The sequence below is a fragment of the Kordiimonas laminariae genome (genome assembly GCF_023008165.1).
GTDB lineage: Bacteria > Pseudomonadota > Alphaproteobacteria > Sphingomonadales > Kordiimonadaceae > Kordiimonas > Kordiimonas laminariae.
Genome location: NZ_JAKQZA010000003.1, coordinates 376,914 through 402,130 on the forward strand (window position 1 = coordinate 376,914; position 25,217 = coordinate 402,130).

A 25,217-nucleotide genomic window follows, 5' to 3' on the forward strand; every position below is an offset into this window, starting at 1 on the left:
CATGAATAAGCCACTTGCCACCTTAAGCGGGTTTAACTCAAGAAAAAAATCAGCTAGTTTGTTAATTGAGCTAAATTTTATGTTGCAAGGATAACCAAATGGCATCTTCGGAAAAACGGCAGGACTCTCGTCTACCAGTACTTTGGACTGGCACCATAACGACTGATGATGACCACAGTTTCCCTTGTGATGTACGAGATGTTTCCCATGCAGGTACTCTAATATCCTGTGATGCTGAATTTGATATGGGTGAACGCCTGCTTCTGGAGATTGAAGGATTGGGTGAATTCGCTGTGGAAATCAAATGGAAAGGCTCTGACCAGCTTGGCCTTATGATTCTCGCTGGGCCTGATCTTGTCCTAAAGAAATTTACTGAAGGCGCAGGTAGTGATATCTCCAAACAGCCGAGCGGCGTTGCTGGTGACCCTCTCGCCAATTAGCTACCAAGGTAGTTGATTACCTTTATAATCGTAAAATCCTCCTGATGCATTCGCCCCGTCCAATGCATCCACAACTGCAGCAAGCTCTTCCGCTGCCACTGAAGGCAGGCGCACATCCAGCCCAGTCTTTTGAAAAGGTTTTGAAAATCTGCTCGCTACAGTCCCCGGATGCAGCGCCACACATAATGTATCTGAATTTCTTCGCTTAAGCTCGATAGCGCTGGTTTTTATAAGCTGGTTTAACGCTGCTTTAGAGGCCCTGTAACCATACCACCCACCAAGCTGATTATCCTCAATGCTCCCTACTTTAGCTGAAAGAGCTGCAACGACAGCCTTTTCTCTTCTTGCTAAGAACGGTGTAAAACACTTCAACACCAGCGCGGGACCAATGGCGTTAAGCTTAAACGCCTTCTCTAAATATTGTGGCGTTATCTCACGCATGGATTTCTCTGGCATCTGATTGTCATCGTGAAGAAAGCCAGTTGCTATGAATAGAAACCGAACAGGAAGGTCACAGCCTTTCACCTGTTCAGCAGCTCTTTTGATAGAAACTTCAGAAGTTAAATCAAAACCACTGCTTCTATTAAAACAGTGAACAAGCGGGAAGCCTGCTTTGCGGACAACAACTTCAAGGGCAGCACCAATGGCGCCCGAACTACCAATAATGATAGCCTGTCCATCCTTGGGTATACTTGCGAGGGCTTCCATAAAAGATATACGCAAACGCTGAAGAAACGGATGACGCAAAAAACATGAGCACAGAAAAGCCAGCTCCCCAAAAAAGAGAAGCTGGCTTTATATTGTTATTACCAAAGAGCCTTAAAGGGCGCGTACATCGCCAATAAAGCTATCCACCTCGGTTTTAATATTACCTGAAAGCATATCCACCTTCTGAGAAGCTTCCAGTACGGTAGATGACGCTTGACCAGTGCGTTTTGCGCTTTCCGCAACGACAGCAATATCGTTATTTACCTGCTGCGTACTGTCGGATGCGTATTGCACACTGCGGTTAATTTCAGATGTAGTGGCCTGCTGTTCTTCTACCGCAGAGGATATACTGATCATCACATGATTTAGTTCACCAACCGTATGACCAATTGTTTCAATAGAGCTTACAGCCTTCTCTGTAACAGACTGCATTCCCTTGATCTGGTTTGTGATTTCTTCAGTTGCACTTGCTGTCTGGTTCGCAAGAGATTTCACTTCTGATGCAACAACAGCAAAACCTTTACCAGCTTCACCCGCTCTTGCAGCCTCAATCGTAGCATTCAGTGCGAGAAGGTTGGTTTGCTCAGCAATATCACTGATCAGTTTCACTACATTTTCAATTTCCTGAGATGACGTAGCAAGTTGCTGGATCGCCTGACTACCACTATCAGACGCTGTTACTGCATTTGCAGAGATACCATTCGCAGATTGCACCTGTTGGTTCACTTCTGAAATAGAGGTAGAATACTGCTCAAGAGCAGAAGCAATAGTAGTTACATTTTCTTGCATAGCGCCTGAAGCTTGCTGAACACCATTAACTTTCTGGTCTGTATCTTCAACAATACCTACCATCTCAGAAGCAGCGCCGGACATATTATCAGATGATTGCGAAAGATTTTGTACCGCTTCCTCTATATGCTCACGGAACGTTTGAATGATCGCATCAAGCCTGCTTGCTTTCTCAGCTTCCTGTTCGGCCTTAGCACGCTCGGCCGCACGTTCTTCTTCCTGGCGCGCCCGATCAAGTTCTTCCTGCTCGCGCTGACGTTCACGCTCAAGTTCTTCTGCTTTTTGCTGTTCTTCCCGAAGTCGCTCACGTTCAATCAAATTATCTCTGAAAGTGTGAAGCGCACGAGAAATATCTCCAAGCTCATCACCTCTAGGCTCAGGAATAGATACATCCATATCGCCCCCTGAAAGAGCCGTCATGGCAGATACCTGATCCTTTAGTGGCTTCACAAGAAGACGCTGCGAGAAAAGGTTCGTTGCAGCCGCGACAATCACAAGTGCTGCGACCAACACCAAGTTTGCAGTTGTTGCTACCTCAGATGAGGTCGCAGCCTGATCTTCGAGAAGCGCTGTCTGCTTAGCTGCTGCATAACGCTGCAAGTCAGTACCCAAAGTATCAAGGGCCGCCTGCAGGTTTGAGGCAAGCTTATTAAAGGTGTTAATTCGGCTTACTTCTTCAAAGCGGAAGTTATTACGCGCCGCATCGAAGTTTTGTGCTTCAATAAAAGCAAGGGTCCGGCCATTAGATTCTTCAAGCAAATGGAAGGCTTGCAGCGTGTTGGTAGATAAACGAAGCGCATTGAAGAAATTAAGCCGCGCATCCTGACTTAAAAGATCTGGATTATCTGATGCCGTAGTCGCTTCAGCAACAGTCAGGCTGATAAGCCCCAGTGTCTGTAATTTTTCCGACAGTGCTTTGGCGGCATCTTCAAGTGTTTCAAGGGCATCGTTACTGTTGCCCACGGCCTGCGCTGTTTGCGACGCAGCCCCAGCATTTTGAAGCAACATTGATGTCTGGTGACCAGAAATCATCTTGTTAACCAGTGTCAGCGATGTACGGACAAGACTGTTGATTTCAGCAACCTCTGCGGCAGCCTCGTTCAGGCTTTGCTGATTTTGCATCAGAGTTGCGCTGGCTTCTTGCTGGCTTGATTGCATTCCACCGTTTGATACGAGAGCAATAATGCCCATCAACAGCATTGGTACAAGTACAAGAAGCAGTAGCTTACCGCTCAATCCAGTGAAAAGATTTTTTATATTATCCACGTTCTATCCCCCACTCTCTACTTCAGTGCCCGCAGTAACTGGTGTGCAGTTACAATACGGTCATAAACATTGGAAGGCGTTCTTCCTGCAGGAGGCTCTGGCAATTCCTGGCGCATATCAGCACCCGCTAACACTTTCAAAGAACCGACCTCTGCAAGAACAGAATTTGCGATTTCCAGCACTCGGCCCGGCGTAATACGGCCTTCAAATTGTGGAGGGATAGAAATTCCGGCAGGGATCGCAGCATTTTCAGCACTCTCAGTGAATGCTTTCAAATCTGCGAGGAACGCCATCTCTGCTTCATACACATCCTTTGGAGATTTACCGCTGGCTGGTTCAGGCAGGCTACCACTATATGCCTGCCCCATGCGTGCCGCATATAGCTTACCCATATCCTGCTCGATTACCTGAGCAATACGATACACATCATTTGGTACAACAGGCGGAATACCAAGTGCATCTACCAACTGCGAAACGCCCTGCAGCCCCTGATATACATCAGTTGGCGATGCGTTATTTTTCTTGGGAACTTCAACGCTCACTTCAGCAATCCAGTAAAGTGGATAAAGCTCCTGCAAACCATCACGAGATGCGTAAACAAGATCCCTTACATTCGCCGGTGTTACTTCACTTGTAGGGGCTTCAGGCAACCGCATTTCGTCTAAGCCATTCAAGCGACGCAATACCTGCACCTTCAAAAAAACCTCTCTGGCTTTCTGATAAACATGCCTTGGCCGTTTCGGATTTAACTCAAGACGCTTAAGCGAAGGTGCCGTCATTAGGCTCGCTTTAAACAAAAGCTTCAATTCTTCCTTAACCGTATCAACGACTAAAAGAACATCCGCTGGTTTTGCACTTTGTGCTTTCACTACTGGGCTGAAAATCATCAGCCCAGCTGCGAAGATAGAAACAAATAAGGTACGCATTCTTTTCACCATTTAACCCCGCTCACGCGAAAAGGCTTCCCTTTAGGAAAGTTTATCTATTTAGAAGCTTGCTGAAAGCTGGAACCAGAATTTGGTAGTATCTGTCGAGAATTCGTCGGCATTATAAACCGCAATTTTCGCTAGAGCCGTTACTTTACCAAATAGTTTCTTACTGATTGCCGCATTAAACTCATCACCATAATGCTGGCCGTTAATATCAGAAGAAAAATCATGATACGCGACAGTTACATTCATACCGTCAAAGAACGTATCCGTATTATTGAAACGGTACTTTGCCTCGGCATAATAATCTTCCAGACCATTTGCCGGTGTCACAACGAACTGATCTGCCCAGCCGTTGAAAGCATGCAACAGTGCAAGCGGTGTCTGGAAACCACGGGTACCGTCGCCACCTAACACTTCAAGACCTGCACGGAACTGAAAAGCGCCAACCTGAATGCTTGGCTCAATACGGTAATATTCAACGCTCACATCAAAAGGATTATCTTTGATATCCTTTTGTGTAGCACCTTCAAGCGTATAGCCAATCTTTACATTCTGGCTAATTGCCTGCTTACCAGTAAAGTTCGCACCAAATGTCTGCGTAGAAAGCGGCAGCGCAAACGCGTCATTCATATCCAGCGAATAACCGTATACTGTTGTTTTACCAATTGTACCCAGATCAATATCTAAATTTGCCATATGGATGTTGGCGTCAAAGTTCCCAACCGGGGAATCATTAGTGAATGCGCGATTCACGTTGAAAGCGTAGGAATATTTGAAATCCAGTCTATCAGACAATTTAGTTTCAAGTGTCACACCATCGAAAGAGCGGTGGTTCTGACGCCAAACAAGCTTACTGACAAAACGCTTGTTACCCCAAGCAAGCTTACGGCGGCCAACCGTAATGAGAGTACCGGGAATACCTGTATAGGCGATATATCCTTGATCAATCTCAGCGGCTTCAGGGTCTGCTACAACAGGTAAATCTGTCCTGCCATTAATTGTGTTATTGAAGTTACTCGTACCCAGGTTCGTTACATAACGGAATTGGCCATACACATGGAAATTAGCAAGCTTGGCAGATTTGTAACCAACAAGTGTTTGAAGGGTTGATGCAGATGCTGTGCGATCAAAAGCATCCTGATCAACGATTTCTACTCTATGCCTTAGAGAAAGATCAAGTTCACCCTCTTTTAGAAAGTCAATAATACCGTCTCTCGCTGACGCTTGCGGTGCCACCACCCCTGCTGCCACACATAACGCTGCTACGCTAATTTTAGATAAATTCAAGTTTACCATTTTTCGCCCTGAGTTTTTTTCAGATTTTCTGAAATCAAAATTTTTTGTTCTCTTCGTGTATTTCGGAAATAACTTAAAGTTTTATTAAAGGCGTTCCTTGGCCTTTAAAAATCGAGAATGACAGCGCCGGACAATTCATACAACCCATGCTAGATATACCCCCAATATTATAAAGGAAAAGCCCTCTAAGATGCTTAGCTTTCGTAAGCTTAGCTATCTTTTACCCCTAAATTTCCTGATCGCGCTCATAAGGTGCAAAATTGACCGTGACAAAACACAAATCCTTGAGTTCACAAAAACGTGATCAGCTTATTGAATTTATTTCAAAGGTAAAATTACGCAAAAATACTGTCGTATAAACCTACTTTAAAGAATCAAAAACGGAACAAATTCCATATACAACCAAAGTAGTAGCAAAATCACACTGTTTTGGTCATGATTGAGTTATGCAACAAACATCTGCGATTCACGGTATGGTTTAATAAATTGTTTACCATAATTCATATCGCGAAGAGGTGGAATCCAAGGGCATAACTTATGGTCGATATCAAACAGGTTATATTTTCTAGCTGTCTTCTTTGATCACAACCAAACTTTATCAGATTTGGCTCCAATGACGCAGATAGCCCAAACAGCCTTTGATCAATCTATGTGTTAGCTTCATTAGGCAGCAATATCGGAGGCAGAACCGCTCAGTAATAGTTCCACTCTTTTAGAAAGTACCTCTACAAATGTTGAGCACATGCGTGGCCGCTAGCCCAAGCCCACTGGAAATTATAACCGCCCAGCCATCCGGTAACATCAACACATTCGCCGATGAAATATAGCCCTTTTTGGTTATTCGCTTCCATAGTTTTGGAACTTAACGCCTGAGTACTAACACCACCTCGAGTTACCTCTGCTTTCTTGAAGCCCTCAGAACCCGTCGGGGTTAACCGCCAAGCAGACAAGCGTTTAGCAATTTCTTTTAAGGCTACATTTGGTAGATCTGCAAGATTACCCGGCCATGATAGCGCTATTGCCTCGGCCAGTCGTTCTGCCAGCACTTCATTCAAAACAGCCTTAACTGTAGATTTGGGGCGCTCTGCTTTTTGCTCTCGAAGCCAATCAAAGGCGTCAGGAATGTTCGGTAACAAGTTTACCTTAATATCTTGCCCTAAAGACCAATAAGAAGAAATCTGCAGGATAGCTGGCCCGGAAAGTCCGCGATGCGTAAATAGCAGGTTTTCACGGAACTCGGTTTTACCACAGCTAACAACACAATCGGCAGCCACTCCTGCCAAGCTTTTCATTGCTGCAACTGTTTCTGTATCAAACACAAGAGGCACTAAAGCTGGTTCTGGCTCAACAACGGGTACACCAAACTGTGCTGCAACCTCATAAGCAAAGCCTGTGGCGCCCATTTTTGGAATTGACACACCGCCAGTAGCGATTACAAGTTTTTCCGCAGATAAAGCCCCATCAGACGTTTTCAGCCAATATTTATCTGGGCCATAGCTTACGGCATCCACCTTCACGCCAGTTTTCAGAGTTACGCCAGACGTCATACATTCGGTAAGCAGAATATCTAAAATCTTGCCCGCCCCTTGGTCACAAAACAATTGTCCTAGCGTCTTCTCATGCCAGGTAGCGCCGTGTTTAGAAATAAGTTCAATAAAATCCCAATGGGTGTACCGGCTAAGAGCAGATTTTGCGAAATGCGGATTCTGGCTTAAATATGCTGATGGTACCACATCCATATTGGTAAAGTTACATCGTCCACCACCAGAGATAAGGATTTTTGCGCCAGCTTTCTTGCTATGCTCAAGCAGTAATACCTTCTTCCCACGTCCTGCCGCCGTTAACGCACACATCAGCCCCGCGGCACCTGCGCCAATAATGATGACATCATACTCAGACATGGAAATTCCAATATTATAAAGAAACAGATTATTCTGCGTTGCACTTTTATTGAATTTATCCACCTTTCACAAGCTCTTACACCGCCGCTAATTGCTCACCCGAATCTGAAGGAAATTTCGCCGCTTACTCAACTAGCTGTTGCTATGTTCATTTACCGCTCTAGTATGGTTTTCGGTTTTAGGGGGTGCTCAATGGGGAGTTGGGCAAAAAACCACAGAAAAATTCAGATTCTTTACGATGTGTTTATGTTTCTTTAACCGCAATCGTAGATGAATTAGATGTTCGAGGAGCTTTCAGGGCTCAATTTTAGGTAAACGAGGGGCAGTTTCAACAATGGCCGCGCTTGATAGTACATCTCAGTCCAATATTTTTAGCATCCGTAATTTGCTATTCGCAGTAACCAGTGTTCTTGCCTTATTTGTGCTGGGACTAACCATTTCCAACATGAATGATGCGCTTGAAAAAGAAACACAAGCGAAACAAGCCATGCAATTGAATGAGGTGATTGATAATATCGTTTCACTCAAAATGGCTCTCGGTGATAAACGTACCGCTACATATACTGCGTATGGGATCGCAGGTGCTGCAAGCGATAGCCTTATCACCAAAGTGACCATTAACGATAACGCTATTCTTGGCGCTTATGAAGAAATCACTGGCGCTCTTGATAATCTGTCTCCTTTTGCAGGTGAAGAGAAGAACCCAGAGTTCTACAAATCTATCAATTCCAAATTTGCATCAGCGAAAACAGAATTCCAGAATGCATACACTGCTTATGAAGATACGCTGGAAACAATTGAAAGCGATATCGAGTCCTCTGAAAAAGAGCTAAGTGGCCGTAAAGCAATTGGGCCAATGACTGACCTCATCATGGCAGCAGCGACACTGCGTTCTTACCTCGAAGAAAATTATGATTTTGGAAATGACACAATTTCCCGAGTGATGAAATTGAAGCATCAGCTTTGGTTGATGGTTGAATATGCGACGCGTGAAGCAGCATCCCTTGGTGAAAACATCTCCGGCGGTACACAGATTTCAGACATCCGTAAATCGCAAGGCGCCAGCTACAATGGCCAAGGCCAGGCTGCCTGGAGCAGTGTGCAGGGTCTCACCAACTCAATGACGATCGCTGACCAAAGCAGCAACGCTGGCCAGCTCAACAAAATGCTTGAAGATATTCAAACTGTTTTCTTTGATGAGTTCGAGAACACACGCTTTGAACTTTATGATGTTTCCGACTTTGCTGAAGAAGATGAAAACGGTGATATCTTCGTAGACTATGAAATCTCGCCAGAAGAGTGGGTGGAACAGGCAAATACAGCCAAAGAACCTGTAATGCAAATGAACAGCTATGCTGATACACTTGCCCGGGCATTGAATGAAAAAGGTGTAAATGATGCATCCAGCAGCGTCTGGACATCTATCCTTCTGATGATCCTAGTCGTTCTTATCGGCGGTGGTGCACTCTATATTGTAAACTTCCGCGTTATTCGACCGATTAATGCGCTATCAGATACAATGGATGTATTAGCACAAGGTAATCTGGATATTGATATCCCATTTACTGAACAGCATGACGAAATGGGCTCTATGGCTAATTCCGTTCAGGTCTTCAAAGATAACGCTCTGGAACGCCGTGAGATGGAAGCGCGCCAACGTGAGCAGGAAGAGCAAGAGCGTCAGCGTAAAGAACAAGAAGCGGAAATGAAACGCCGCGAAGACGAAGAACGCCGTATCCGTGACGAACAACAAGCTGAACAGGCTCGCATTGAACGTCGTAACGAAATGCTCAAGCTCGCTGATCAGTTTGAAGAATCTGTAATGGCCGTTGTGGAAAGCGTTTCTGGTTCTGCTTCAGAAATGGAAACAGCCGCTGGTGGTATGGCTTCCACTGCTGAAGATACTTCTCAGAAATCTAATGTAGTTGCGAACGCCGCACAGATGGCCAGCAGCAATGCTCAGATGGTGGCTAGTGCAGCAGAGGAACTATCTGCCTCTGTACGTGAGATCACTGGCCAAACAACGCAGTCCAGCGCCGCTGCACGTGATGCAGTGAACCGGACAGAGAATGCTGGTAAGGATATTTCTGAGCTGGTAGATGCTGCGCAGAAGATTGGTGACGTTGTGAAGCTTATCAACGACATTGCTGAACAGACAAACCTCCTTGCCCTCAACGCAACGATTGAGGCTGCCCGCGCGGGTGACGCAGGTAAAGGTTTCGCAGTAGTGGCATCTGAGGTGAAATCACTTGCGAACCAAACAGCGAACGCGACACAGGAAATCAGTGAGCAGGTTGGTAGTATGCAGCAGGCCACGAATACCGCTGTGCGTGCTATGGATGAGATCAAGAGCATTATTGGGGATATCGAATCAACTTCTGTATCCATTGCCTCTGCTGTTGAAGAGCAAGATGCGTCAACTCAAGAAATTGCTCGTAACGTTTCTGAAGTATCCAGCGGTACAGAGGAAGTAACCTCCAACATCCATGCAGTGAATGAGGGCGCTACATCAACAGGCGCTGCTGCTACACAGGTGCTTGGTGCCGCGCAGCAGCTTACACAGCAGTCTACCGACCTCCGCGGTCAGGTAGAAAACTTCCTGAAAACTATTCGGGCGTAGAGCTTGGTAATCTGAGCAAATAAATTAAAAGCCCTGCCTCACATGGCGGGGCTTTTTTTATGCTACATCCCGCCAAATAACGTACCCAGTTATCCTAGTGCTGTAATCTTGCTATATAACGAGCCCCCAGACCAATGCACTGATCTCAAAGGCCTACAATCGCCGACAATAGGGCACGTCACATATAAATTGGTCAAATGAACGCAAACTCAGGCAATAAAAAAGCACCAACCCAAATAGGCTGATGCTTTTGAAATTCTTCTGTGCCGTCCCTAATAAGGAATATGGAGGCTGCAGTTAATAGTTTTAAATTATTGCAGACGCCAAGTAATAGGCAGAATAAACGTCAGGTCGTTATCTCCAACGCTACCAGGAGGTGTTGGCAGAGGGCTCATTTTCTTAACCATGCGAGGAATAACTTTATCAAGTACCTTCTTACCAGTTGGTTCTACCACTTCATAGTTGGTAATCGCACCAGCACGATCAATAGTGATTCGTACTTTTGCTCGGCCTTCAATTTCACGCTGAATTGCGGAACGTGGATAAACGTGGCTTTTTGCCACTTTCTTAGCAATTGCTTTGGTCCAATCAGAGCGCTCATCCGCTTGAACTGGTGCAGCAATTGCGAAACTCGCTGCAATAAGTGTAGCTGCCGATAGTTTAGCAACCTTACCTAGACTCTGTTTTACAATACCCTTAGGCATCAAATCCTCCATTTCAGTACCCTTACACCCGCATTATATGGTGCCTTTGGTTAATATAAAGACACCGCGCGTGGTTAAGATGAAGTTAACTTAACAATTTTAGTTATGTTTTTACGAATGTTTAAATAAAATAGACGCTCGCATGAATACTTTTTCTCTAAAATAAATATAGAATCCTCTTTATCTTGACCATATGGTCAAATTATTTGATCAGTTATAGATCGTATAAGACTTTTATCTAAGAACCAATAAGTAAAATATGAAGACAACTAATTACCATTAGATGCTTCCTCGTATCAATATTTATGCAACGGCATGCCATTTATCTTCTATTCTAAATAGAGGGCTTCATTCATAATAGTTCTTCAAAAAAAACCTAAGGGGAGACGAATATTAAATCTGCGATTTATTTCAACTAACTTCATATGATTCTCTATTTTCACAGCAGGTTCGGGAGAAAATACCCGCTTCATAATTTACCGCTTGCCTTAACGTATGAGATGTCTATAGTGCGCGGCGCTAAGTACAAATGCTTGAAACATTTTGTGGGTACATCCCAAATAATTGTTTTTTCTAACAGCATTTTTTTTTGCGGAGTCGTGGCCGAGCGGTTTAAGGCGCACGCCTGGAAAGCGTGTTGGGTGGCAACGCCCTCAAGGGTTCGAATCCCTTCGACTCCGCCATATCCTTTTATAAGAATCGCTACAAAGAAGTACATAAACGTCAATTGCGTTTATGAGAGAAAATACTCGCGCATCTTCTCATCAATTAAGAATTCATCCACTATCGGCTCAAGCTTATATTGGCGAATTTGTTGACGGAGCGCCGTTCGATAATAACTATTATACAGGGCTTCAATCTCTCCCCGTACCAGCAACCTATCCGCCCCAGTTAAAAACTCACGAAAACGTAAACCTTTATACAGCCTGCTATAAGCAATACGTGGTTCATAAGGCATATACTGGTATGATTGACGCCATGACATTAAAATATCTGAAACAGGTACTGCAGCCAGCTCCTGTAGGTCGCTCAGCCGCATCCATAGAAACGCATTATAAGGGTTATCTTCGAGAAAAGCTTTTAGAGTTTCTGAGGTGGAAAGAGCTTCAAATCGATGTGCATCAGAGACTAAAGGTAATACTGTAAGATCTGTTTTCGCTTTATAGAGATCCGCCCATTCTATGGCTTTTTCACGGCTCTCAATAAACACCTCAATTTCCTGAACAGTTACAGTTTCAGCCGACAACCGATGATAAACATCGTTACCAACAGCCATCCAGACATGCGCCATGAAATAAGGGAAAGAATAAAGAACTATAGCCACACTCCCCAATGCTATAAGGATACTGGCTATAGTTTTTTTTAAGTTATATTTAAGCATCTAATATACAGGGTTAATTGGTGTAATAGCCACTTTTGGTGCCATAATAGTAACCTTGGTCACCATACCCATACCCTTGGTGGCGTTTCACATTCACCTGCGTTAATATCGCTCCTGCAACTGGTACATTCAATTGCTGTAGCTGTTTAAACGCGGATTTAACAATACCCTTTTCCGTTTTCTCCCATTGAATAACGAATGCAAGAGAATCAAAGTACTTAGACGCCACAATAACATCTGAAACAGCCATAACCGGCGGGGTATCGACAATCACCATATCATACTGTTCTCGTGCTTCTCGAAGGAACAGCTCAAAGGATTTCGATGCGAACAGGCTCTGAGGATCATCTTCTTTATTGGCATACAAAATATGCACACCGGAATTCGGATCCGCGAAGATATCCTTTTTAGTCGCACCATCAGTGGTCGTCGAAAATACTTCGTTTAAGCTAATATATTGCTCAGGTATTTCAATACGGCGCTTCAGAACTGGACGTCGCATATCTGCCTCAACTACCAAGACCTTCATACCTGATTTTCCAAGGATGTGGGCAAAACACAACGCAACCGTAGACTTACCTTCGCCAGGAATAGAAGAGGTAATCCCAAGTATCTTAGGTGCCACACCAGCCGCAGAACCACTAAACATCAAAGATGCGTGGATATTACGGTGTGCCTCAGCGAACGAACTGGTTGGTTTAGACAGCAGATATTCTTCAGGACGCTGGAGCTTGAGATTACCCTTATTGAGAAGAGGAACCATACCCAGCCCCTTAATACCAATATCCTGTTTTAAGATATCAAAATTCCGGTATCCGTTATCTAGTGCCTCTAGAAGGAAGGCAACGCCTACTCCAAGACCAACACCAACAAACCCAGCTAACCCAAGCACCAACATTGTTTTTGGGAATGATTTTTCTGTTGGGACATCAGCCGCTGAAATAATTCGCGCATCCGCCTGCTGCAAACCATCCTGACTAGATGTTTCCTTAAATCGGGTCAAAAATGTTTCCAAAAGAACCCTATTTGCTTCCGCTTCGCGCTCTAACTCCCGCAGTTGAACCTGAGCACGATTTACCTGAATACTTTGAACAGAAAGTTCTTCAAGGTTCTTCTCCAGTGTCTGCACCCTGATAGCTGCAATTTCAGCTTCGTTACTGATACTATTGATTACCTTTTGTGTTTCAGCCTCAATCTTCTGATTAATATCCAAAACCTCAGCTTCAACATTTTTCATGCGAGGGTGCTTGGGTCCATAACGCGTACCAAGCTCCGCCCTACGTCTCAAAACCTCGGCTTCCTGTTCACGCAGGCGGCCAATCAAAGTAGATTGAATAACCTCCGCTAAACCGCTCGTTGAAACATCTTGGCCACTAGCGATAGTTTGCCTGATTTGCTCCTGCCTTGCTTCAGCTCGCGCTAAATCAGTTTTTGCTTCAATCAATTGATTATTAAGCTGCGCTAACTGTTGTTCATTAACCAATCCTGCTGCACTTGTTTGAACAAGGCGGTTGGTTTCCCTGAAGTCTTGTACTTTACGCTCAGACTCCCGGACATTTTGCCTTAGATCGAAAACTCTTGTATTTAGCCAGTCGTTTGCCCGCTGTGTGGCCTCAAACTTTACTTCCAGCTGATCATCCAGGTACAAATCGGCCAAAGTGTTTGTAAGCAAGGCTGCTTTTTTGGGGCTCTCTGACTCAAACGCAATTGTAATACTGTATGATAACCTTGCATTATTTACTGACAATCTGCTCAAAACTGCATCAATAACATCAGTTCGTGTGGCTGCAGCTATTTCATCAGGAGTGCGCGTATCTTCCTGTTTGCCCAAAATGGCATTAGACCAACTTTCAGGTAGATAATTAAGCGGATTAAGAAAAGAGAGAAGCCCACCAGATGGTATCAATCCAGCGTTAAACTCTTTGTCTCTTGTCAGGTTTAACTTATCAACCAATTTGCCTGCTAAGCGTCGTGATTGAAGAACATCAATTTCTGTTTTAATGGCTGCTACATCAGTGCCAACACCGGACATAACGGCTTCAAGATCAACTACGCTACTTTGCCGGGATTCGATAGCCAAAAGACTGCTAGCAGTATATTTAGGAGTTAACTGAACAAGAATAATAAAAGCGATGGCCAATAAGAAAATAGCCGTGTTAGCGATAACCCATTTTCTACGCCATAACGTCATGAACAGTGCCCGAATTTCAATCGTATCACTATCAACCACTGGCTGTTCAAACGATCTGTTCTCTGGCGAGATACCCTGCTTCAGATTGTTATCATACATGCACTAAATCCAAATATTTAAAAGAAACGTTCCGCAATGCGGATAATATCGCCAGGCAAAACTTGAGCAGTAATATCAACGGTTATTTTTTCTTCTTTGCCGCCAACTTTACGAGTAATTTCAAATTTCTTTTTGTTTGCCCGGTATGTAAACCCTGAGGCTAACGCAACAGCGTTTAATACTGTCATGTCATTTACATAAGGGTAGCTTCCAGGTTCATCAACTTCGCCCAGAATATAAAACGGGCGATAATTAAGCACTTCAATGCTCACACGCGGAGAAATTAAATAGCCATCAGCCAATAGTTCTGTAATTAGTTTTTCCGCTGTCTTTAAATTTTTGCCGCCAACAGTGACAGAACCAATAAGTGGTATCGAAATGCTGCCAGATCCATCAATTTCAAATTCACCAGACAGATCTTCTTCACCATAAACAGTTATCTTGATTTCATCGCCTGATCCTAATTGATAACGCAATGAAGGGGTATCTTGTTGAGCAAAAACAGCGATCGAAAAAACGATCGCTGTCAGCATTGATACAATAACTTGTCTAATCATAGCTGCAAACGTTCCAATGTTAATCTAACTCAAAGCAACTTAACATGTCGTTTGCGATTTGACTACCATGCAGCAGTCAATCCCACCATAAATACGTGGCGGTTATAATCTTGCTGGTCGGCGTTTGTGTTACGCTTTTCAAAATTATAAGAAGCTTTCATAGAAAGCAGACGGTTCATCAAATATTTCGCCTCAGCGCCTACAAGATAAACATCATCCTCACGGCCTACACCAATATAATCCTGCTTTGTATAGGAAACATCAGCGCCTAGTAGAACATTACGTTGTAGTTCATGTTCAGCGCGTAGAGAGAAAGAAGTATCAAGTGTACCGGAAGCAAACAGTCCATTCTGGCCAACAGTGGTTTCATTCACATCACGGTCCACGCCAAGCTTAACAGATGTCAAACCCGTTGCCGCCCAAAGGACAGAGGCACCAAAAATAAACTCTGAAGAGTCGCCTAGAGAGGCTGAATCAAAATCACGCTTCTGGTAACCAACGTAAAATTCACCTTCGGATTTACCACCAAGGTCGAACGCTGCACCACCAACAACAGACCAACCATCAGAGTCCCGAAGTGGGCCACCATCTTCACGGCTATCGTCATATTTAACTTTAAGTGCTGCAAACTTTACGAACGCTTCGTAATCTTCGTTCAGGTCATATCCAACACGAACAGTACCTTCCGTTCTCTCACGGTCACGATCATCGTTGTTAAAGATACCACCGCCAACAAGGCCTGTATCATCAAAATCAAAGTTCTCATAGCTACCCGTAACCGCAAAAGATACTAGACCTTCATCACGTGTATAACCAACATCTGTTGAGAAAATAGAAAACGTTGTAGGACGATCCTGCTGACCATTTGAGTCAGGAGCACCACGATCCTCGTGCAGGTCTGAATACCCTACGTTAAAGGTAATATTGGAACCACGTGTAATATCAATACGGCTCTGCGCATTAAGACGAATATCTTCAAAATCTTCTGTGCTGTTGTCTGCATAACGCGCGATATCTGCGTCGGCCGTCAAGCTAAGGAAACCACGGTTCCAATCAGAAACCAGTGCAAGCGATGGCTTAATCACAGCGATAAAATCGTCTGTTGTATCTACACTATCATTATCTTGGGCAAAGATATTGCTGTTGAACTTACCCTCAGCGCCAATAGTCGGAGAGAAAATAAAACTGCCAGTACGAATACCAACAGATGTATAGTCTGGACGATAGCGTTCGAAAACAGATTGCACTTGCTCATCGCTTTGCTGAGCGAAAGCTGCTGTTGCCATAGCTGTGCTACCTAGAAGAGCTGTCGCTGCAAGTTTCAATACCGTACTTTTCATCTTTTTAACCCCAATTGGCTAGGACAGCCGAAGCCATCAAATCTTATAAACTGAATCACATAAATACTAAAATGACATACAAATCCTGAAAATACATACTATAATAAATGTAAATAGTCTATGAATATCAAAAAAATAGCTGCTGTTGCTAGCAAACAACATTCACAAACAATCAGGTTGTTAGAAACCGCACCCGGTTTTGGGAAAACACTCCTGCGGTTAACATTCCTGTGGCAAACGCACCCGTATCAATTGCAATTCTGTTTGCAAGGATCTCTGCTGAACGCACCACCGAATGACCATGTACAATCTTCACACCGTACCGGCAGCGGGCCTCTGTAAATTCCTGTCTGATTGAAAGCTTATCTTCGCGTAACTGTGCATCAAGCACCACCCCAGGGCGCACGCCGGCATGCACAAAATAATAGTCACCAATCTGGTGATGCTCTTTCAACGCACGGAAAAACTTTAAATGATCTCGGGGCAGTAAATCTGAGAGCTGGTTACTGGCATTCATCAAATCATTCGCCTCAGGCGCATCAGGCAGATAAATACCATAACTTGCGAGTGCCGCTACACCACCAACCTGCAGCCAAATATCGCTGCTAAGCGGATCATCGAGAAATTGAAGGAGCATATCTTCGTGGTTTCCAGCAAGACAAACCACATTTTCCATCTCTCGCTGTAACCGCACTAGAATGTCTATCACTTCCTTTGAATGAAATCCGCGATCAATATAATCCCCGAGAAACACTAGTGTTACCTTGAAACCTTTTCCTTGAGCCTCAATATCAGCGAAGATTTGCTTGAGCAGTTTTTCCAGCAGGTCAGCCCGACCGTGAATATCCCCAATAGCATAAACAAGCTCACCATCCGGCACCCGAAATACTTCTTCGTCCACATGCTTTTTGCCAAAGATATTCGAAAACAAACCCATCTAATCCACCAAACTCACAAACAAAAAAGGCGAGGATATCCTCGCCTTTTTCAGAAACTATGTAAACTACTGTATTAGGTACCGCTACCAGTCTGAGACTGTGAAGGCTCAACAACAACAGTGCGAATTGTCGGGATTGTTGGAATCACAACAGTAAGCGGCGTTGTTGGTGTAGTACCTGTACGACCAACGTTCGATGTATAAGAACTACGAACCGCCGCTGGAGCAGAGGCAACCGCCGTCTGAACAGAAGCAGCAGCACCCGGGTTTGTTGTTTGAAGCGTAGTCGCTGCTTGCGCTAGGCCCGCACCAACAGCAGCTTGAACGGTATTAGAAGCACCAGACGTCGAAGCTGTTACAAGCGACGCAGCAGCACCCGGGTTAGATGAGCTTGCAACAATCGCCGCGATCTGCGCCTGAATTTGTGCCGCTGTCAGGTTCGGGTTATTCAGAACCGCATTAATTGCAGCTTGAACAGAAGCTTGCTCAGTTTGGCTAAGCGCTGGCACTGGCTGAACAGCCTCAGAAGCCGTTGAAATCACAGGCGCAGCAAGCCCCATTGTTAATACCGCTGCAATCACTGCCTTACGCATAATAATGCTCCGTTTCATACGAATTTTGCATTGCCGACAGAATCGGCATAAGAATAATTGGAATTAATTTCTCATAAATAAGCACTTAAGTCAAAACAAAAGGTTAACATCCTGTCTCTCGTGCAATCAGAAGCAAGCATTGTGGCGGAAAAGATACAACCTACTTATGCACCGGCCATCTTGCGGTTATCTCCAGAAACTCAAAGAATTCCATACCTGTTTTTTCCGCCCAATCTTCTTCAGGCCCGGACCAACCAAATTCTTTCCATTTAATTTTGCCCGTTTTTGAAAAGACCACACCCTCTTCTTCAAGCCGCTGGCGTTGGCGGTCAGCCCCCTCTCGCTCACTGATTTTTCCAGCAGAATTAATAACTCTGTGCCACGGCACATCCTGCGCCCCAACACCAGCCATCGCAAACCCCACAATGCGCGGGGTAGCACCAGTGACAAGGCTAGCTATCATGCCGTAGCTAGCCACTCTCCCCTCAGGGATTAACTTCACCAATTCATAAATCTGGGGAAAGCTGGAGTATTGCCGCACAGCGAACCCTTAACGATTTAAGCGGTTTTCAATCAGGTCATCCACTACAGCAGGGTCTGCCAGCGTAGATGTATCACCCAGATTACCGAATTCATTTTCAGCTACTTTCCGAAGAATACGGCGCATAATCTTGCCTGACCGCGTTTTCGGGAGGCCTGGCGCAAACTGGATATGATCCGGCGTGGCAATTGGGCCAATTTCATGGCGTACCCACTTCACAAGCTCAGCGCGAAGCTCCTCTGTTGGCTCCACACCCACTGGCGGCGTTACATAGGCATATATGCCCTGTCCTTTAATATCATGCGGGAAACCAACAACAGCAGCTTCAGAAACACCTTCATGGGCAACCAGCGCTGATTCCACCTCGGCAGTCCCCATACGGTGGCCTGATACATTAATCACGTCGTCTACACGGCCCGTAATCCAGTAATAGCCATCTTCATCACGCCGACAACCATCACCGGTGAAATAAAGTCCCTTATATGTGGAAAAATAGGTCTGTTTAAAGCGTTCATGATCCCCATAAACAGTACGCATTTGCCCAGGCCAGCTGTCTGTGATCACCAGATTACCTGAGATCGCACCTTCAAGATAATTCCCATCACCGTCCAGAAGCGCAGGCTGCACACCAAACATTGGCCGCGTTGCAGAACCCGGCTTCAGATCAGTCGCGCCCGGCAGCGGCGTGATCATCGCACCACCCGTTTCTGTCTGCCACCATGTATCCACAATCGGGCACCGTTCTTCGCCCACAGTTTTATAGTACCAAACCCAGGCTTCAGGATTGATTGGCTCACCAACAGAACCCAGAAGGCGTAAACTTGAAAGATCATAGCGCTTCACAGGCTCATCACCTTCACGCATCAAAGCGCGAATTGCTGTTGGCGCTGTATAGAAGATGTTCACTTTGTGCTTTTCACACACCTGCCAGAATCGGCCTGCATCCGGATAAGTTGGTACACCCTCAAACACAAGGCTCGTGGCACCGTTCGCAAGCGGCCCATAAACAATATAGCTATGGCCTGTTACCCAGCCTACATCAGCCGTACACCAGTAAACGTCGCCGTCTTTATAATCAAACACATACTCATGGGTCATGCTGGTCCAAACCATATAACCGCCTGTGGTGTGCAGCACCCCCTTCGGCTGACCTGTTGAACCTGATGTGTAAAGGATAAAGAGTGGATCTTCCGCATTCATTTCTTCAGGCGGGCAATCAGCCGATACCCGTGCTGTTTCTTCATGATACCAAACATCACGGCCCTCAACCCAGCCAACATCACCGCCGGTACGCTTCACCACCACCACACTTTTCACGTTTGGACACTGGTTTAGCGCCTCATCCACATTCTTCTTAAGCGGGACTTTCTTGGCACCGCGCAGACCTTCGTCTGCAGTGATTACATAATCAGATTCGCAGTTCTGGATACGACCAGCGAGCGCATCAGGAGAGAAACCACCAAACACCACAGAATGCACAGCCCCAATCCGAGCACATGCCAACATCGCATAAACCGCTTCAGGGATCATCGGCATGTAAATGGTAACCCGGTCACCTTTTTTCACGCCCTGTTTTTTCAGAACATTACCAAACCTACTGACATGGCCCAGAAGCTCACCATAGGTGATATGCGCACTCTCGGACGGATCATCACCCTCAAAAATCAGCGCTGTATCATTTTCTTTTTCCGGCAAATGACGGTCAACACAGTTCACACAGGCATTCAGGGTGCCATCTTCAAACCATTTGATAGAAACATCGCCGGTAAAATCGGTATTTTTTACGATAGAGAAAGGCTTCATCCAGCTAATACGCTCTGCTTCATCACGCCAAAACCCTTCCGGGTCTTTCACTGAACGCTCATACTTGGCCATATACTCTTCATTCGTACATAGAGTATTCGCAAGCGCACTATCTTTCACAGGTACAAGGTCTAATTCACTCATAACATTCCTCCACTTTCCGCAAGGGCCCCTCAGCCTCAAAGGACCATACCATAATTTATGAAAAGCTGGTGTCTACGGCAATTTTACTGATGTGATAGATTAGGCACCTGAAAGAAACATAAAAAAAGCCGCAGACAACGGCTTTTTTTCGTAGTTTTATGCTGATATGTCTTTAACAGTCTACCACTGTAGCAGCGATCGGCACAGTAACAGCAAGGCCACCTTCGGCCGTTTCTTTATACTTGGACTGCATGTCTCGTCCGGTAATTCTCATAGTACGGATCACTTTATCCAGCGTTACGAAGTGCTCACCATCACCCTTCAAGGCCAAACGCGCGGCATTGATCGCTTTAATAGAGGCCATAGCATTCCGCTCGATACACGGTACCTGTACAAGCCCACCGATAGGATCACATGTAAGCCCTAAATTATGTTCCATGGCAATCTCTGCGGCGTTTTCCACCTGCTCAGGCGTACCACCAAGTACCTCTGCAAGCCCGGCTGCAGCCATCGAACAAGCGGAACCTACCTCACCCTGACATCCAACTTCAGCGCCAGAAATTGAAGCATTTTCCTTAAACAAGCGGCCAACAGCCCCAGCGGTAAGGAGGAAACGAACAATACCATCATCATTCGCGCCCGGTACGAAATTGGCGTAATAATGAAGAACAGCAGGTACGATACCAGCCGCACCATTGGTCGGGGCTGTTACCACTCTACCGCCAACGGCATTTTCTTCATTCACCGCCAACGCATATAGGTTCACCCAATCCAGAATAGTTAGTGGATCAGTAAGTGCTGCCTCTGCTTTTGTTGAAAGCTGCTTGTAGAGCTCAGCCGCCCTGCGCTTTACTTTAAGCCCCGGCATAACACCACCTCGAGAACAGCCACGCTGCACGCACTCTTTCATCACTTCCCATATTTCAAGAAGGGAAGTGCGAATATGCTCCTCTGAGTGTGTCACTTTTTCATTTTCCAGCATCACCCAGCTGATAGGGCGGTCCGTTTCCCCGCAGCGCTCAAGAAGTTCCTGTGCACTCGTAAACGGATAAGGATGTTTAACCACTTCTTCTTCAAAGTGGTCCATCTCAGCTTCATGTTCGGTAACAATGAAACCACCGCCGATAGAGTAATAGATCGCCCGGGCAAGCTCTTCACCGCATTCAGCATATGCCCAGAACTCCATCCCATTGGGGTGAAAATCAAGGCGCTCCCTTGGAAGGAGCTGAAGATCTGTTTCTTCCTCGAAGTGAATATCCTGTTTTCCAAGGATTGAAATATTCTTGCGCACACGAATATCTGCAATCATATCAGGAATGGCTTCCACATCCACACCGCGCGGGCAGGCACCGAGAAGCCCCAAAAGAACAGCCGTATCAGAACCGTGACCACGGCCAGTTGCCCCCAGCGAACCATAAAGCTTGGTTACAACCCGAACAGTTTTTGGCAGATTTCCAGCCTTTTCGACGTTTTCAATAAAGTCACGTGCGGCTCGCATTGGCCCAACGGTATGGGAACTGGATGGCCCAATTCCAATATTGAAAAGATCAAGAACACTTGTGCTCATTACTCTGTTGCCCCACAGAAATTTCTTGTTATTTGCGCGCCAAGCTATGGTGGAAAATGCAGTAAGGCAATCGGAAAAATTTAATCCATCAAATAAGAAATATTATTTCGCATACATAAAAAGAGCAGCAAAACTGCCCTTTGGTAGTACGTAATAAAATTACACGCACATTATTCTTGGGAAAATCGGTATGCAGAAATCCCTCTCGACCGCTCATCCAGAACCAGCGATTTCGTAAGCGGCGGGTTTGCGCGTTGCGGACATGCTGGGCGTTCACACAGACGGCAGTTAGGCCCCACTGGCGTTGCTTCAGGATTTTCGAGATCATGCCCCCGAGCATAAATTAACTCACGCGCATAAGCGATATCACACCCCAAACCAATAGCTAACTGCTGATCTGGGTCACCATACCGCGCGCCTTGCCTGCTCACCGTTCGCGCTACAGAAAAGTACCTCGTGTTATCAGGCATTTCGATAATCTGGGTATCTATTTTACCGGGCGTTGAGAAAGTATCATGCACCCGCCAAAGCGGACACGTACCGCCAAAACGGGAGAAATGGAAGCGGCCCGCCGAAAAGCGCTTCGACACATTCCCAGCCTTATCCAGTCTAATAAAAAAGAAAGGCACCCCTCGCTCACCAGGGCGCTGCAAAGTGGTCAATCGATGACAAACCTGCTCAAAACTGGCACCGTACCGACGGGACATATGTTCAATATCGTACTTAAGCGCCTTGGCATCATTCAGAAAGCGGCTGTAAGGCATTAAAAGAGCACCTGCGATATAGTTAAACAGGCTAATTCTTACCAAACGCCTCGCTTCTTCTGTCCGCCAACTATGACTATCACCAATACGCAAAACCACAGGACGATATTCAAGCATAGCGATTTGAAGTGCGAGCTGGAAAACCCGGGTACTGGCATCAAGCATTTCGCTAATTAAAAGCTGCCTGCGATGCAGATCAAAATGCCTCAAGGTTTCAGGCATTACTTCATACGGCATAATCCGCACACGAATACCATGCTCTTCATCCAACCGCCCTGCCAGCACCATAAAAGCATCATCACGGTGCAACCCTAATTCTTCATGCAGCGCCTCCGCGGCTTCATCCAGTTCTGGAAAGTAATTCTTCCTGTCATGGATAAAATCACGCACTTCGTCCACAGGGAAAATTGCATCAGGCTCCGCACCACCACGCTCCACCACCTGGCTGGAAAGCTCTGTCGCACTCTGCTTGGCCTGCTGAAAAGATTTATAAAGAAGACTGAAAGCCTCAACCGCCTGAGGGGCGGCATCGGCCATATCCTGCATTTCACCGCGGGAAAGATCGAGGCCTTTAAACATAGGGTCCGCGAGTATTTCAGAAAGATCAGCAAAGGCTCGTGCTTCGTCAGTACCTGCAAAAGCACTTAGCTCAACATCATACACCTCTGCGAGCCGCAAAAGAAATTGCGCGGAAACCGGCCGCTGGTTGCGCTCTACCAGATTAAGGTAACTTGTGGAAAACCCAAGCTCTGATGCCATCTGTGACTGCGAAAGCCCCAACTCGCGGCGTAAACGGCGAATACGCGGGCCTGCGAATATCTTCTTTGACGCTAAATCAGACACGAACTATACCTTTTACATTTTTTACAAATTAACTTTATAACTTTTACAAAAACATACAATCGAACACTTTTTGTATCAATATTAATTTGTTTTCAGTAATTTTCGTGAAATATAGACACTGAAGGCGCAAGAAAACAAAAGCGCTACATGAGTGGACAAAATAGATTTTTACGAGGTTTACAAATGCAAACTACAGCGGAAAGAGCAGCAGTTTCGCCAACGCTTAAGATTACCGGTTCAGTTACAGACGCTTACAAGCGAGTCCTGACTGACGATGCCCTTGCATTTATCACCGACCTCGAAAATCGGTTTGGTGGTCGCCGCCGCGAGCTGATAAAAGCTCGCGAAGAACGCCAAAAGGCATATGATCGTGGTGAACTTCCTGATTTCCTTGAAGATACAAAAGACATTCGTGAGAGTGACTGGAAAATTCTCGGCACACCAGATGATCTACAAGATCGCCGCGTTGAAATCACAGGCCCTGTTGACCGCAAAATGATGATCAACGCCTTTAATTCAGGCGCCAATGTTTTCATGGCAGATTTTGAAGATGCCTCATCGCCAACATGGGATAATATGCTGAACGGCCAAATCAACGGCATGGATTATGCCCGCAATACGCTGAAGCATACAGACCCGAACACTGGCAAAAACTATGTTATGAACGAAGAAACTGCCACCTTTAAGGTGCGCCCACGTGGTTGGCATATGCTGGAAGCCCATGCAGAATTCGGCGGTGAGCCAATGTCAGCATCTCTCTTTGATTTTGGCTTATATATTTTCCACAATGCCCGCGAACTTATTAATAAAGGCACTGGTCCATACTTCTATCTGCCAAAAATGGAAAGCCATAAGGAAGCCAAACTGTGGGATGATGTTTTCACCTATGCAGAAGAATTCCTCGGCCTCAAGCACGGCACTATTAAAGCAACGGTTCTTATTGAAACACTACCTGCCGCCTTTGAAATGGATGAAATTCTTCATGCGCTCAAAGATCATATTGTAGGGCTGAACTGTGGCCGCTGGGATTATATTTTCAGCTACATTAAACGCATCGGCAAAAGCGCCGATTATTTGTTGCCGGACCGGTCGCAGGTGGTGATGGGTGAAGCCTTCCTGAAAGCTTATTCGCTTTTACTTATTAAAACCTGCCACCGGCGAGGCGCCCACGCGATGGGCGGTATGGCTGCACAGATCCCTGTAAAAAATGATGAAGCAGCAAACGAAATCGCCTTCAATAAAGTTCGAGCCGACAAAGACCGTGAAGCAAGCTTTGGTCATGACGGAACATGGGTGGCACACCCAGGCATGGTAGCAACTGCCAAGGAAGTATTTGATAGCTTGATGAAAGGCCCGAACCAAATCCACCGTCTGCGCGAAGATTTGGAAATCACACGTGAAGATTTGCTAGCTCCCCACAAAGGTCAGGCAACCGAAAACGGTGTGCGCGAGAACATCCGCGTTGGCATCCAGTATACTGCTGCATGGCTCGAAGGCCGCGGTGCTGTACCACTTTATAACCTAATGGAAGACGCCGCTACGGCAGAGATCAGCCGTACGCAAATCTGGCAGCAACTGCTTCATAGCGCGGAGCTGGCAGACGGCAGAACCGTTACCAAAGACATGATCCGTGAGCTTTATGACGATGAGCTTATGAAAATGAAAGAGTCCTTAGGCCAGGACAAGTTCGAGAACAGCAGACTTGCGGAAGCAGGCGAGCTGTTCCTCGAACTAGCCTTCGCCGACAAGCTGGAAGAGTTCCTTACAACACCTGCTTACGCTCGTATTCAGTAACAGATTG

19 protein-coding genes and 1 tRNA gene are annotated in these 25,217 nt (G+C 45.7%); 4 read left to right on the forward strand and 16 right to left on the reverse strand.

All coding sequences use genetic code 11. The features are described from left to right. The first annotated feature begins 98 nt into the window (after window positions 1–98). Window positions 99–440 (forward strand): PilZ domain-containing protein, encoded by a 342-nt coding sequence (locus MF542_RS07850; protein ID WP_247017693.1) that lies wholly within the window; start codon window positions 99–101, stop codon window positions 438–440. Here MF542_RS07850 and MF542_RS07855 read toward each other — a convergent pair whose 3' ends face one another. The 5 genes from MF542_RS07855 to MF542_RS07875 all read right to left on the reverse strand — a co-directional run bounded on the left by MF542_RS07855 (window position 441) and on the right by MF542_RS07875 (window position 7,332). Beyond that, window positions 441–1,148 (reverse strand): SDR family NAD(P)-dependent oxidoreductase, encoded by a 708-nt coding sequence (locus tag MF542_RS07855; RefSeq protein ID WP_247017695.1) that lies wholly within the window; start codon window positions 1,146–1,148, stop codon window positions 441–443. Between the two features lie 111 nt (window positions 1,149–1,259). Then, on the reverse strand, window positions 1,260–3,203 hold the full coding sequence (locus MF542_RS07860) for a methyl-accepting chemotaxis protein (RefSeq protein ID WP_247017697.1): 1,944 nt from the start codon (window positions 3,201–3,203) through the stop codon (window positions 1,260–1,262). Between the two features lie 17 nt (window positions 3,204–3,220). After that, a complete protein-coding gene (locus tag MF542_RS07865; protein ID WP_247017699.1) occupies window positions 3,221–4,129 on the reverse strand; it encodes a hypothetical protein in 909 nt (302 codons plus the stop codon). Window positions 4,130–4,189: 60 nt separating this feature from the next. Further along, a complete protein-coding gene (locus tag MF542_RS07870; RefSeq protein WP_247017702.1) occupies window positions 4,190–5,431 on the reverse strand; it encodes an alginate export family protein in 1,242 nt (413 codons plus the stop codon). Between the two features lie 725 nt (window positions 5,432–6,156). After that, entirely contained in the window at window positions 6,157–7,332 is a 1,176-nt protein-coding gene (locus MF542_RS07875) for a BaiN/RdsA family NAD(P)/FAD-dependent oxidoreductase (RefSeq protein ID WP_247017703.1), read from the reverse strand. 334 nt (window positions 7,333–7,666) lie between these two features. On the opposite strand from MF542_RS07875, the gene MF542_RS07880 reads away from it, so the two are divergent. After that, a complete protein-coding gene (locus MF542_RS07880) occupies window positions 7,667–9,952 on the forward strand; it encodes a methyl-accepting chemotaxis protein (protein WP_247017705.1) in 2,286 nt (761 codons plus the stop codon). 311 nt (window positions 9,953–10,263) lie between these two features. Here the strand turns inward: MF542_RS07880 and MF542_RS07885 are convergent, their stop codons facing one another. Next, window positions 10,264–10,656 (reverse strand): energy transducer TonB, encoded by a 393-nt coding sequence (locus MF542_RS07885; RefSeq protein WP_247017708.1) that lies wholly within the window; start codon window positions 10,654–10,656, stop codon window positions 10,264–10,266. A 593-nt stretch (window positions 10,657–11,249) separates the two neighbouring features. On the opposite strand from MF542_RS07885, the gene MF542_RS07890 reads away from it, so the two are divergent. Further along, a tRNA-Ser gene (locus tag MF542_RS07890) sits at window positions 11,250–11,339 on the forward strand. Window positions 11,340–11,389: 50 nt separating this feature from the next. Here MF542_RS07890 and MF542_RS07895 read toward each other — a convergent pair. The 10 genes from MF542_RS07895 to MF542_RS17790 form a co-directional block, all read right to left on the reverse strand. Next, window positions 11,390–12,037 carry a hypothetical protein gene (locus MF542_RS07895; RefSeq protein WP_247017710.1) on the reverse strand — a complete coding sequence of 216 codons (648 nt, stop codon included), beginning with the start codon at window positions 12,035–12,037 and terminating at the stop codon, window positions 11,390–11,392. Window positions 12,038–12,050: 13 nt separating this feature from the next. Beyond that, window positions 12,051–14,327, reverse strand: a complete 2,277-nt coding sequence (locus MF542_RS07900; protein ID WP_247017712.1) for a GumC family protein — start codon at window positions 14,325–14,327, stop codon at window positions 12,051–12,053. 17 nt (window positions 14,328–14,344) lie between these two features. Beyond that, a complete protein-coding gene (locus MF542_RS07905) occupies window positions 14,345–14,884 on the reverse strand; it encodes a polysaccharide biosynthesis/export family protein (protein WP_247017714.1) in 540 nt (179 codons plus the stop codon). Window positions 14,885–14,946: 62 nt separating this feature from the next. Next, window positions 14,947–16,224: an outer membrane beta-barrel protein gene (locus tag MF542_RS07910; RefSeq protein WP_247017716.1), complete on the reverse strand. Its 1,278-nt coding sequence runs from the start codon at window positions 16,222–16,224 to the stop codon at window positions 14,947–14,949. A 172-nt stretch (window positions 16,225–16,396) separates the two neighbouring features. After that, on the reverse strand, window positions 16,397–17,161 hold the full coding sequence (locus tag MF542_RS07915; protein ID WP_247017718.1) for a metallophosphoesterase: 765 nt from the start codon (window positions 17,159–17,161) through the stop codon (window positions 16,397–16,399). A 74-nt stretch (window positions 17,162–17,235) separates the two neighbouring features. Next, complete coding sequence (locus MF542_RS07920; RefSeq protein ID WP_247017720.1) at window positions 17,236–17,754, reverse strand: hypothetical protein; 519 nt, start codon at window positions 17,752–17,754, stop codon at window positions 17,236–17,238. Window positions 17,755–17,914: 160 nt separating this feature from the next. Beyond that, entirely contained in the window at window positions 17,915–18,295 is a 381-nt protein-coding gene (locus tag MF542_RS07925; protein ID WP_247017722.1) for an MGMT family protein, read from the reverse strand. Between the two features lie 9 nt (window positions 18,296–18,304). After that, window positions 18,305–20,242 (reverse strand): acetate--CoA ligase, encoded by a 1,938-nt coding sequence (gene acs / locus MF542_RS07930; protein ID WP_247017724.1) that lies wholly within the window; start codon window positions 20,240–20,242, stop codon window positions 18,305–18,307. 172 nt (window positions 20,243–20,414) lie between these two features. Beyond that, a complete protein-coding gene (locus MF542_RS07935; RefSeq protein ID WP_247017726.1) occupies window positions 20,415–21,809 on the reverse strand; it encodes an L-serine ammonia-lyase in 1,395 nt (464 codons plus the stop codon). A gap of 170 nt (window positions 21,810–21,979) precedes the next feature. Further along, window positions 21,980–23,416 (reverse strand): helix-turn-helix domain-containing protein, encoded by a 1,437-nt coding sequence (locus tag MF542_RS17790; protein WP_247017728.1) that lies wholly within the window; start codon window positions 23,414–23,416, stop codon window positions 21,980–21,982. Between the two features lie 183 nt (window positions 23,417–23,599). Here MF542_RS17790 and aceB point away from each other — a divergent pair, with 183 nt between their 5' ends. Then, window positions 23,600–25,210 (forward strand): malate synthase A, encoded by a 1,611-nt coding sequence (gene aceB / locus MF542_RS07945; protein ID WP_247017730.1) that lies wholly within the window; start codon window positions 23,600–23,602, stop codon window positions 25,208–25,210. Window positions 25,211–25,217: the final 7 nt, after the last annotated feature.

Coding starts and splice junctions, on each gene's coding strand:
- MF542_RS07850 (WP_247017693.1), top strand. CDS start 99: ATGGCATCTTCGGAAAAACGGCAGGACTCTCGTCTACCAGTACTTTGG.
- MF542_RS07855 (WP_247017695.1), bottom strand. CDS start 1,148: ATGGAAGCCCTCGCAAGTATACCCAAGGATGGACAGGCTATCATTATT.
- MF542_RS07865 (WP_247017699.1), bottom strand. CDS start 4,129: ATGCGTACCTTATTTGTTTCTATCTTCGCAGCTGGGCTGATGATTTTC.
- MF542_RS07870 (WP_247017702.1), bottom strand. CDS start 5,431: ATGGTAAACTTGAATTTATCTAAAATTAGCGTAGCAGCGTTATGTGTG.
- MF542_RS07875 (WP_247017703.1), bottom strand. CDS start 7,332: ATGTCTGAGTATGATGTCATCATTATTGGCGCAGGTGCCGCGGGGCTG.
- MF542_RS07880 (WP_247017705.1), top strand. CDS start 7,667: ATGGCCGCGCTTGATAGTACATCTCAGTCCAATATTTTTAGCATCCGT.
- MF542_RS07885 (WP_247017708.1), bottom strand. CDS start 10,656: ATGCCTAAGGGTATTGTAAAACAGAGTCTAGGTAAGGTTGCTAAACTA.
- MF542_RS07895 (WP_247017710.1), bottom strand. CDS start 12,037: ATGCTTAAATATAACTTAAAAAAAACTATAGCCAGTATCCTTATAGCA.
- MF542_RS07900 (WP_247017712.1), bottom strand. CDS start 14,327: ATGTATGATAACAATCTGAAGCAGGGTATCTCGCCAGAGAACAGATCG.
- MF542_RS07905 (WP_247017714.1), bottom strand. CDS start 14,884: ATGATTAGACAAGTTATTGTATCAATGCTGACAGCGATCGTTTTTTCG.
- MF542_RS07910 (WP_247017716.1), bottom strand. CDS start 16,224: ATGAAAAGTACGGTATTGAAACTTGCAGCGACAGCTCTTCTAGGTAGC.
- MF542_RS07915 (WP_247017718.1), bottom strand. CDS start 17,161: ATGGGTTTGTTTTCGAATATCTTTGGCAAAAAGCATGTGGACGAAGAA.
- MF542_RS07920 (WP_247017720.1), bottom strand. CDS start 17,754: ATGCGTAAGGCAGTGATTGCAGCGGTATTAACAATGGGGCTTGCTGCG.
- acs (WP_247017724.1), bottom strand. CDS start 20,242: ATGAGTGAATTAGACCTTGTACCTGTGAAAGATAGTGCGCTTGCGAAT.
- MF542_RS07935 (WP_247017726.1), bottom strand. CDS start 21,809: ATGAGCACAAGTGTTCTTGATCTTTTCAATATTGGAATTGGGCCATCC.
- aceB (WP_247017730.1), top strand. CDS start 23,600: ATGCAAACTACAGCGGAAAGAGCAGCAGTTTCGCCAACGCTTAAGATT.